This window comes from Mesorhizobium sp. B2-7-2, from assembly GCF_006440775.1.
In the GTDB taxonomy this organism is placed as follows: domain Bacteria; phylum Pseudomonadota; class Alphaproteobacteria; order Rhizobiales; family Rhizobiaceae; genus Mesorhizobium.
In genome coordinates this window covers 46,601-56,332 of record NZ_VFTZ01000031.1, presented here as the reverse complement: position 1 = coordinate 56,332, position 9,732 = coordinate 46,601, and the positions used below count along the sequence as shown (strand labels likewise).

Below are 9,732 nucleotides of genomic sequence, written 5' to 3'. Positions count from 1 at the left end.
AGGTGGCGCTGCGAAGCAGCGACGGATTGGGGGAACCACGTGGCAATCAAGCCTCGGCCTGATCAGTCGCGCCAGTCACAGAAGATCTGTGCATAGCGTGGCCCATTTCACGGGGCGAGGAACCCAAGACAGCGGTCCTCAATTGAACCACAGCGCAAAGGTCAAAAAACCGGCGCCGCTGAACTCGCGCTGGATCTGGTCGAAATCGTCGCTGGTGAGGATCTTGCCGCTTTCGAGATAGGGCGCGATGCCGGGTCCGGTGATCGACAGCACCAGGTCGAAAGGTTTCGGCTCGTCGAAGAAGCGCTTCATGTTGATGCCCTTGCCGGCGATGCGGAAATGCGGCAGCAGCGCGCGGCCTTGGAGAAGATCCTCAGCTACCGTCAATGTGGCGAGCCAGGCCTGCACCTGTTCCTCGCCGACCTCGAGGCCGGTCAGCGGATTGACGCCTTTCTGCTGCGGTCCCGGCAGCCATTCACGGTCATTGTCGGTCTCGGCCAAGATCGATTTCCAGTCTTCGCGCGACAGGCGGATCATCTCCAGCAGGTGGCGGCGCGCGGCCTGCCGGCGTTCCGGCTCGACCACCGGCCAGTTGACGAGATGTACCAGCGAGATGAAGTCGGCGAAGCGCCATTCCGAGGCGAAAATGTTGCCGCTCATGCCGCCGTCCAGCGGCACGAGCGTATCCTGCAGAGGCAGCTTCGCGCGCGGGAACAGCATGTGGAACGAGCCGTCGAAAGCATTGCGAAAATCATGCGCCAGCCAGAAATCGGCCTGCGCCATCAGGAACTCGGCATAGCCTTGCAGCCAAAAACCGTCGGCGCGGTCGAAGCGGAAGGTGAGCGAAGGCGCGGCATCGCTTATGTCGACGCTGCCGCGTGAGAGCGACGCCATGATGGCGGCGATGCTTTCGTCGGGCGCGAGCTTGCCATCTTCGTTGAGGTCGATGCCGACATGGGTGAGATCGACCACCATGCCGATATCGGCATCTTTTGGCACCGAGCCGAGCGTGACGGCGGATTTTTCGAGCCGGTCGCGGAAGGCGACCAGGATGGCGCGGAAGTCTTCGTAGGTCAGCGGCTGCGGGTTGGGATTGTCGGGCACCGGCAACCGCATCAGCGGCAGCATGAAGGATTTCGGGCTCTCGAAACCGTGGCGATGCAGGCCGCCGGCGAGGAGCTCGAGCGCAGTGAAGAATTCGCCGGCGCCGGCCGCATAGGCCGAGGCCGAGTCCTTGGCCGCTGCCGCCTCCAGCGTCGACAGCGCCGTGTTCCGGTCGGCCACGCTCTTCGCCTCGAACATGGACTTGGCCGCGTCAGGCATCTCCGCCCAGGCGAAGGACGCCGGCAGGAATGCAAACAAGGCTGCTGCAAGGATCGTTCTACGCATCGTCATCGCCCTCCACTACTCGACGTCGCGAGCATACACACATTTCGGTCAGCCCGAGATGCCCGCCGCGGGATCGCCAGCAACCCGCTTCAACCGGCCCATCAGACAGTCTACACAGGGTGAAACTGGATGGGCCCGTGTCGAACTATCCGCTTGCCTATAAACTGTCGTGGCTGCCGCGCCTGCTGAGACCGTCGCTTGCCGGCGACAGAAGCGGCTTCGCGGCGCCGGCGGCGACATTGCTCGATCCGCAGCCCACACGGAAGGTGCGGCTGGCCTTCGTCGGCGACATCTCGGCCGTCGCCAATCGCGATGCGCCGGAATGCGATCCGGCAATCACGACGCTGCTTTCGTCCGCCGACCTCGTGGTCGGCAATTGCGAAAGCCCGATCGTCGAACGCGCACGCGCGGTAATGGGCACCCGGCTCGGCACGCATCATGCGATGAGCGAGCGCTTCCTGGCCGATGCGCTCGCAGCCGCCGGCATCGCGCGCGACAGACTCGTTCTGTCCCTGGCCAACAACCATATGCTCGATCAGGGCATCGCCGGTTTCGAGGAAACACTCGCGGCACTGAACCGGCTCGGGATCCGGACCATCGGCACGGTTGCCGGCGGGCCTGTCCAGCGTCATGCGGCCGGATCGCTGACGATCGGCTTTGCGGCCTTCACGCTGTGGCGCAACACGGATGCCGCGCCGTTCGAAGAACGCATCTCGATGCGCGCCGCCGAATGGCCGCGCGACGCTGCGTCGGGCATCGATCTCATCTGCGCCGTGCCGCATTGGGACTGGGAGTTCCGGCATTTTCCACGACCTGCGACGCGGGCGCTGGCGAGGCGGCTGGCGGATCGCGGCGTCCGGCTGATCGCCGGGCATCATGCGCATGTCTTGCAGCCCGTCGAGCGCATCGGCGACAGCGTGATCGCCTATGGACTCGGCGATTTCCTCGGAACGGCTCTTGCCAGGCAGCCATGGCCGGCACGCATAGGCTCGGTATTCGTCGTCGATGTCAGCGCCGATCCGGCCACGCGGGGTAGGATCGCTGCCTACCGGATGCATTTCTTCGTGCGGCTGCGGGCAGGCAACCATGAGCGGCTGGTGCCGATCGAAGTTCTGGGTGGCGCGCTCAAGCAGCGGGTCGCGGCCCGACTCGTGACGATTTTTCCCATGTCGGAGCGCAAGGTCGGCGCGCGAGATGAAGTGGCCGGATAGGGTTCAGCAATCGAAGCCGTATGCAGAACGCATGTAATCCGCGTCTTCCTTCGACATCTTCTTGAGCATCACGCAGACGGTGAAGCTGCCGACCTGGCGGCCGTTCCTGGTGTAGCCCCAGTCGGAAATGTCGTCCCTGGCGAATTCGATGTTCTGGCCAAGGACGACGTTTTGAACGATTTCCGGCTCGTTCGCCAATATGCCGACGAAGCCGTTGGCGGTCCGCTTGAAGGGAATGATCCAGAAATGCTCCGTCGCATTGCCGTCGACGATCATCACCTTCAGCTTGAACTTGTCGGTCCCCGGCGGCGGAGCGTCGGACAAAGCCAGGAATTCATCCAGGCTGGATCGCGCCTTCTCGACCGCCGCCGCCATCTCGGCGTCGTCGGATGCGATCACCATGGCCTTGTCGTCGCCTTCCGCCTTGGCATGCAAGGGAGCGAGCGCCAGCAGCAGGGATAACGCGATACGAACGGCAATTGTCATGACACCCCCCGGTGAAGGCCAATATCCTGTGCGTTATCTTCGGGCAATGTGTCGGCTTGATCAATCCGATCTGCGGTTGCGAAGCGGCCCTACGCCTTTGTCATCGGGCAATGATAAGGGAATGGCTTCACTTCTGCTCGGGCCGACCTGAACCGTGGGCAGGCTTACAGCCCGGTCAATCCGGCCAGCCAGTTCGCCGAGCGCTTCGCCGCGTCCACCGTTGCGCCGGCAGCGCGGCTGAGGTCGGTCTTGACCACGGCATAGCCGGCCTTGGTGCGGTAGAGCACGGCGCGGCCGCCATCGACCGACCTGTCGAAGGCGACCGGCTTTGCCGATTCCGTTTCGCTGGCGGTCACCGTTCCGCCGACCGGGACGCTCGGGCGATGGTCGAGCTCGGGCGGCAGCGGGGCGATGGTTTCGACGACGCGGTTCCTGGGTTTCAGATCCGGCCTGGAAGCTTTCTCGGCAAGCTCGGAGGAAGAGGCCGAGCCCTTGACGCGGCAAATGCCTGAAACAAGCGGATAGTTGAAATTGCGCTGGTGCAGCATCTGGCTCTTCATCGCCGCTTCGCAGTCGGCGAGCGTCGCCCATTTGGCCGGCGTCTCGCCGATATATTCGCACAGCTTGGCGTCGCAGTCGCAGCCGACAATGGTCATGGCGACAAGGGCGGTCTTGATCACGGTCTTGTCCCTTCGAAATTGCCCTCTGCACCCCGGTTGCATCAATCCACGCCGAACAAGGCGGGATTTGGCCGCTATTGTGAAATGTGGATGACGGGACGTTTCCGAAGGTACTCCGCCGGGAACTGTGACCGAAATGCCTCAGTCGCCGGCGTGGACATGTTCCAATTTGGCACCGGCCTGGTCGAACCCCGGGCAGGAACAGGTTGTTGCTGGCAAGCGGCCTCCGCAGGGGCCACTGCGCGCCTGGGGATGCACCAAAAGACAGTCGGCGCCGGGATTTCTCCCAGCGCCTCCCTGTCAGATCAGGAACCGGTTAAGGCAGCAACTTCCGTGAAGTCGTCGCGCCAGCCCGGCCTTGATTTTGACGGTCCTGCCAGTCGCCGCCCAGGGCAGCTCCCGTTCCAGACCAAGCCGATCTCCACCCTTGCGGGCTTCGCCCAGCGTGCCATCGAAGGTTTTTCCCGGCCTTCATGGCAGCATCGGTCCGCCGTCGGCGTTAGCACGCTTTCCGCGGCACCCGTAGGTCTCGGTATCCGTCCCTCAAACAGGCGAGCCTGCTTTCGTTCCGGGCCGTACGGGCCTCAGGAAATCCGCCTTGCGCTTTTGCCTTTCGGCGGGGCGTTCGGTAGCCGCCTGAGATGAGTTGAATGTACGCCGGGTAAGGGGTCGGGGGAATGCCGGTGAGCCTGTGGATAGCGGGATTATCGGGGACCAATGGCAAAAGCAGCGGAATCCGCCGACCGAACCGCTTAGACAGCCTGCCCCGCTTTTCTGTGACCGCTGGACGTTGGAGCCTTGCTCCGGCGCCCGGTCCGCGTTTCAATGTCGGCTAAAGATTTTGGGTACCAGCGCGGTTGCCGCCGCGCCTGTTGCGCGACTTGCCTCGGGGGAGGTCGACTTGAAAGTCGGGGTGGTTCTCAATCCGATTGCCGGCGGCGGCAGGCTCAAGCGGCATTGGGCGGAGGCCGCGGCATCGCTCAACAGGAATTTCGGCGATTTCGACTTGCGGGAAACGCAGGCCAGCGGCGACGCCGAGCGATTGGCAATCGACCTCGCCGCCGGCGGGTGCGACCTGGTGATCGCGGCAGGCGGCGACGGCACCGCCAGCGAGGTGGCCGACGGGTTGCTGCAGGCACAGGACGAGACCGGCCAGGAAGCGGCGCTTGGGCTTCTGCCCTGTGGTACCGGCATCGACTTCGCGCGCGGGCTTGGCCTGCCGCGCGGCATCGACGCCGCGCTGAAGCGGATCGCCGATACCAAGGCGCGAAAAATCGATGCCGGCCGCATCTGCTACATCGACGATCACGGCGCGCTGGCCAGCCGCCACTTCATCAACATCGCCAGCCTGGGCCTGTCCGGCGCGACGGATCGCGCCGTCAATGCCGACAAGCGCAAGGGCAGGGTCTCGGCCAAGGCGCTGTTCTTCTGGCGCACCGTGCTGGAGTTCATCCGCTACCGTTTTCAGGATGTCAGGATCACCATCGACGACGGCGAGCCGGTCGAGGCGCGCATGGCGCTGGTCGCGGTGGCCAACGGCAAATTCTTCGGCGGCGGCATGATGATCGCGCCGGACGCCGAGCTCGCCGACGGCCAGTTCGATATCGTCATCCTGCGGGCCGCCGGCAAGCTTGGGCTGATCCGCGACCTCCGCCTGCTCTATGGCGGCCGCCATCGCAACCATCCGGCAATCACCATCCTGCGTGGCCGCAAGGTGCTGGTCGAGCCGCTCGGCGATGCCGAGAAGAACGGCGCGCTGGTCGACATAGACGGCGAGTCGCCAGGCCGGATTCCGGCGACGTTCGAGATCCTGCCCGGCGCGCTGACGCTGAGAGGTTGAATCAAGACGTTGGCCAGGGGTGGAGCGCCCCGCGGCGTCGTCATCCCTGGGCGAAGCAGGAGCGAAGCTCCGTCGCGGAGACCCTGGGATCCATGCCGGGAGTCCTGAGCGCAGCCACGGTGCAGAATTCTTCACCGCTGCACCTTTCGGCTTGGTCGCGGCATGGATACTCGGGTCAAGCCCCGAGTATGACGAAGGGAAGGCCGGTTCCGCCAATTGTCGAGGTATGCAGTCTGGTCGGAACTTCTGCCTGAGAACCAACCGAGATGTTGAAGTTCCGATTCAATTCGTTGCGGGGATGATTCCGGAGGCTTACTCAAAGCCCTGATTTCATTCCACGATCCCGCTGTTTCAAATTTCGAGCTTTGCCGGGAAGCCCGGTGCGCGAAGCTCCGTGCCGACTTCATCCTCCAGCAGCTTGACGATTTGGGTCGACCAGGCGCCACCGCCATAGGCGCGTTTTCCCTCCTCGAAAATCGCGTTGACGCGTGTCGCCAGATCGAGCGGCGCGCCGAAATCCCTGCCCATGGCAAGCGCGAAGCCGAGGTCCTTCAGCGCCAGGTCCATGGTGAAGCCGATGTCGTAGGAGCCGTTGAGCACCAGCTGGCTCTCCGTCTCGTGGACGAAGCTGTTGCCGGAAGAGGCGACGATGGCGTGGTAGGCTTGGGCGAGATCGAGCCCGCCCTGTTTGGCGAGCATCAGCGCCTCGCCGGCGGCGACGAGATGGATGAAGGCGAGCATATTGGTGATGACCTTGATCACCGCGGCCGAGCCGACCGGGCCCATCAGGAAGGATTTCGCGCACATCGCCTCGATGGCCGGGCGGTGCCGCTCATAGAGCGCGGCGTCGCCGCCGACGAGGGCGGTGATCCTGCCCATCGCGGCCAGGTGCACGCCGCCGGTCACCGGGCATTCGAGCGTCTCAATGCCTTTTTTCGATGCAAGGGCGGCAAGTCGCAAAATCTCGTCGCGGCCATTGGTCGACATCTCGATCCAGGTGCCGCCCGCGGGGAGGCCCTGGAGCAATCCGTCCGGACCAGTGAGCACTGTTTCGCTGACCTTCGGCGAGGGCAGGCAGGTGATCGCATTGCCGGCGCGCACCGCAGCATCGGCCGGGCTCGTCGCCGCCGTGGCGCCGAGCGCGACAAGGCGCTCGACCGTTGCCGGATCGCGATCGAAGACGGTGACGGCAAAGCCGTTGCGCAGCAGGCTGGCGGCAAGGTTGCCGCCGAGATGGCCAAGGCCGACGAAGGCGTAAGCGAGGGTCACGGCATCAGCGGCGTCTGCATCATCTGCAGATGCAGCTCCTTGCCGCTATAGGGATGGGCGTCGCAGACCGCCTCGTCGAGCTCGACGCCGAGGCCGGGCTCCTTCGAGGGGATGACGTTGCCGTCCTGCCACTCGATCTTCTTCTTGAGCAGCGTGGCGTGGAAACCGTCCCACTGCTTGAGCGATTCCAGGATCAGGAAATTGGGCAGCGTCACCGCGAGCTGGACGTTGGCGGCGCCGACGATCGGGCCGCAATAGCAGTGCGGCGCGACCTGGATGTGGTAGGCTTCGGCCATTGCGGCGATCTTCTTGGTCTCGAGGATGCCGCCGGAGCGGCCGAGATCCGGCTGCAGGATGGTCGCGGCGCGGTTCTCGATGACGCGGGCGAACTCGAACTTCGTCGTCAGCCGCTCGCCGGTGGCGATCGGAATGGATGTGCCGCGGGCGACCTGCGCCATCACCTCGGGCATATCCGGCGGCACCGGCTCCTCGAACCAGAGCGGATCGTAGGGCTCGATGGCGCGGGCGAGCCGCAGCGCGCCGGAGGCGGTGAACTGGCCATGCGTGCCGAACAGGATATCCGCCCTGTTACCGACTGCTTCGCGGATCGCCTTGACCATGCGCGCCGACAGGTCGATGTCGATCAGGCGCGGCTGATGGCCGTCATAGGCGGTGTAGGGGCCGGCCGGATCGAGCTTCACGGCGTTAAAACCCTGCTCGACATATTCGAGCGCGCAGGCGGCAGCCATGTCGGGGTCGTTATAGACGTTCTTGCCGCGCGCATCTTCCGAATGGACGCTGCCGGTGTGCGGATAGAGATAAGTGTAGGAACGAAGCGTCTCGTGCACCTGGCCGCCGAGCAGCTTGTAGACCGGCTTGCCGGCTTCCTTGCCGACGATATCCCAGCAGGCCATTTCGAGCGCCGAGAAGCAGCCCATGCCGGAGACGTCGGGGCGCTGGGTGAAGCCGGAGGAATAGGCGCGGCGGAAGAAATTCTCGATGTCATGCGGATCGCGGCCGACGAGATAGCGCTCGGCCATGTCCTCGATCATCCTTGCGGTGACGTGCGCGGAGAAGGTGGCATTGTAGGCTTCGCCATAGCCGACCACGCCGCCATCGGTGGTGAGCTTGACGAAGATGAAATACTTGCCGCCGATGCCGGGCGGCGGGTTGCCGACAATCCAGGTCTTCACTTCGGTGATTTTCATTTGTGATCCTCCAGAACCAGGTCGGCGCCTTTCCATCCGGTCAGGATCGCGGCGGCGTTGGTGTTGCCCGTGATGTTGTCGGGGAAAATTGAAGCGTCGATGACGCGCAACGCATCCAGCCCGTGCACCCGAAGCCGCGGGTCGACGACGGCGCGCGCCGCATCAGGCCCCATGCGGCAGGTCGAGACCGGGTGATAGACGGTGCCTGAGCGTTTCCTGAAATCCTGGATCAGGTCGGCGTCCGATTGGATCGACGGGCCGGGCAGAACCTCTTCCTCGATGATCTCGGCCAGGGCCGGCATCGAGGCGATCTTGCGCACGAACTTCACCGCCGCCAGCATCTCGTCGACATCGGCATTGGTCGAATAGGCGTTGGGCGTGATCCTCGGATAGTCGCGCGGGTCCCTCGAGCGGATCATGATCTCGCCGCGGCTCGAGGGCCGGCAGTTGGACAGGCCGATCGAGAAGCCCGGCCAGGGGTCGGGCGTCAGGATCGGACGCTCGCCGCTCTTCGGGATGACGGTGGAGAAGGCCTGGAAGTAGAGCTGCATGTTCGGCCGCGTCATCGACGGGTCGGTGCGGAAAAAGCCGCCGGCATTGTTCATCGACAGCGACAGCGGACCGGAGCGCAAGAGGATGTATTGCATGCCGACGAGCAGCTTGCCCCACCAGGGCCTAAGGACCTGGTTGAGCGTCGGCAGCTTGCCTTTAAAAGTGTAGTTGATGCCGACATGGTCCTGCAGATTGGCGCCGATATTGTCATTGGCCTGCACGACCGGGATAGCGAAGTCGGCCAGCAAGGCCGCAGGGCCGACGCCGGACAGCTGCAGCAGTTGCGGCGAGTTGATCGAGCCGCCCGACAGGATCACCTCGCGGCCCGCGCGAGCCGTCTTCTTCTGCCCGTTCTGCTCGTATTCGATGCCGACGGCGCGCTTGCCCTCGAACAGGGTTTTCGTCGCCAGAGCATTGGTCTCGACGCGTACGTTTGAGCGCTTCATCGCCGGCCGCAGAAAGGCTCGGGCGGCCGACATGCGGCGTCCGTTCTTCGTCGTGATCTGGTAGACGCCGACGCCTTCCTGGGAGGCGCCGTTGAAGTCCGGATTGAACGGCAGGCCGGCCTGTTCGGCGGCGGCAAGATAGCGCTTGGTCAGCGGATGCACCGCGTTCGTGCAGTCGGTGATGTGCAAGGGGCCACCGACGCCGCGCCACTGGTCGGCGCCCGCCGCATTGTCTTCCATCGCCTTGAAGGCGGGCAGGAGGTCGTCATATGTCCAGCCCGGATTGCCGGCCGCCGCCCAGGCATCGAAATCCTCGCGCGCGCCCCTGATATAGACCATGGCGTTGATCGAGCTCGACCCGCCAAGCAGCTTGCCGCGCGGCCAGTGATCGCTGTTGCCGGCCAGGCCGGGATCCGGCTCGGCCTTGTAGTTCCAGTTGACGGCCGGATCGAAGAAGGTCTTGCCGTAGCCTAGCGGCATCTGGACATAGAACCGCCGATCGGTCCCGCCGGCCTCCAGCACCAGCACCGAGAAGCGGCCCGAGGCCGACAGCCTGTCGGCAACGACCGAACCGGCCGAGCCGGAGCCGACGATGATGAAGTCGTAAGTCTGCATGATGGAAAGGCGGGCTCCGCAATGTTGCGCTTACCC

The 9,732-nt window shown here is 64.5% G+C and carries 8 protein-coding genes; 2 read left to right on the top strand and 6 right to left on the bottom strand.

Features of this window, described 5'->3' with window-relative positions; translation table 11 throughout:
* Positions 1-138: 138 nt before the first annotated feature.
* Entirely contained in the window at positions 139-1,395 is a 1,257-nt protein-coding gene (locus tag FJ425_RS28315; RefSeq protein ID WP_140629795.1) for a hypothetical protein, read from the bottom strand.
* Positions 1,396-1,526: 131 nt separating this feature from the next.
* On the opposite strand from FJ425_RS28315, the gene FJ425_RS28310 reads away from it, so the two are divergent.
* A complete protein-coding gene (locus FJ425_RS28310) occupies positions 1,527-2,600 on the top strand; it encodes a CapA family protein (protein ID WP_140629798.1) in 1,074 nt (357 codons plus the stop codon).
* A 3-nt stretch (positions 2,601-2,603) separates the two neighbouring features.
* Here FJ425_RS28310 and FJ425_RS28305 read toward each other — a convergent pair whose 3' ends face one another.
* Positions 2,604-3,086 carry a DUF2314 domain-containing protein gene (locus FJ425_RS28305; RefSeq protein ID WP_140629801.1) on the bottom strand — a complete coding sequence of 161 codons (483 nt, stop codon included), beginning with the start codon at positions 3,084-3,086 and terminating at the stop codon, positions 2,604-2,606.
* A gap of 164 nt (positions 3,087-3,250) precedes the next feature.
* A complete protein-coding gene (locus tag FJ425_RS28300) occupies positions 3,251-3,766 on the bottom strand; it encodes a hypothetical protein (protein ID WP_140629804.1) in 516 nt (171 codons plus the stop codon).
* A 901-nt stretch (positions 3,767-4,667) separates the two neighbouring features.
* Between FJ425_RS28300 and FJ425_RS28295 the strand changes: the two genes are divergently transcribed.
* Positions 4,668-5,606, top strand: a complete 939-nt coding sequence (locus FJ425_RS28295) for a diacylglycerol kinase family protein (protein WP_140727502.1) — start codon at positions 4,668-4,670, stop codon at positions 5,604-5,606.
* A 351-nt stretch (positions 5,607-5,957) separates the two neighbouring features.
* Here FJ425_RS28295 and FJ425_RS28290 read toward each other — a convergent pair whose 3' ends face one another.
* From FJ425_RS28290 to FJ425_RS28280, 3 genes are read right to left on the bottom strand one after another with little or no spacing between them, the layout of a single operon-like run.
* Positions 5,958-6,875, bottom strand: a complete 918-nt coding sequence (locus FJ425_RS28290; RefSeq protein WP_140629810.1) for an NAD(P)-dependent oxidoreductase — start codon at positions 6,873-6,875, stop codon at positions 5,958-5,960.
* A complete protein-coding gene (locus FJ425_RS28285) occupies positions 6,872-8,083 on the bottom strand; it encodes a mandelate racemase/muconate lactonizing enzyme family protein (protein WP_140629813.1) in 1,212 nt (403 codons plus the stop codon). Before FJ425_RS28285 ends, FJ425_RS28290 begins: the two co-directional genes overlap by 4 nt.
* Entirely contained in the window at positions 8,080-9,696 is a 1,617-nt protein-coding gene (locus FJ425_RS28280; RefSeq protein WP_140629815.1) for a GMC family oxidoreductase N-terminal domain-containing protein, read from the bottom strand. The genes FJ425_RS28285 and FJ425_RS28280 overlap by 4 nt, the downstream gene beginning before the upstream one ends.
* Positions 9,697-9,732 lie beyond the last annotated feature (36 nt).

Excerpts from the sequence above, each read along its gene's own strand:
- FJ425_RS28305 (WP_140629801.1), bottom strand. The coding sequence starts at position 3,086 with ATGACAATTGCCGTTCGTATCGCGTTATCCCTGCTGCTGGCGCTCGCT.
- FJ425_RS28285 (WP_140629813.1), bottom strand. The coding sequence starts at position 8,083 with ATGAAAATCACCGAAGTGAAGACCTGGATTGTCGGCAACCCGCCGCCC.
- FJ425_RS28315 (WP_140629795.1), bottom strand. The coding sequence starts at position 1,395 with ATGACGATGCGTAGAACGATCCTTGCAGCAGCCTTGTTTGCATTCCTG.
- FJ425_RS28280 (WP_140629815.1), bottom strand. The coding sequence starts at position 9,696 with ATGCAGACTTACGACTTCATCATCGTCGGCTCCGGCTCGGCCGGTTCG.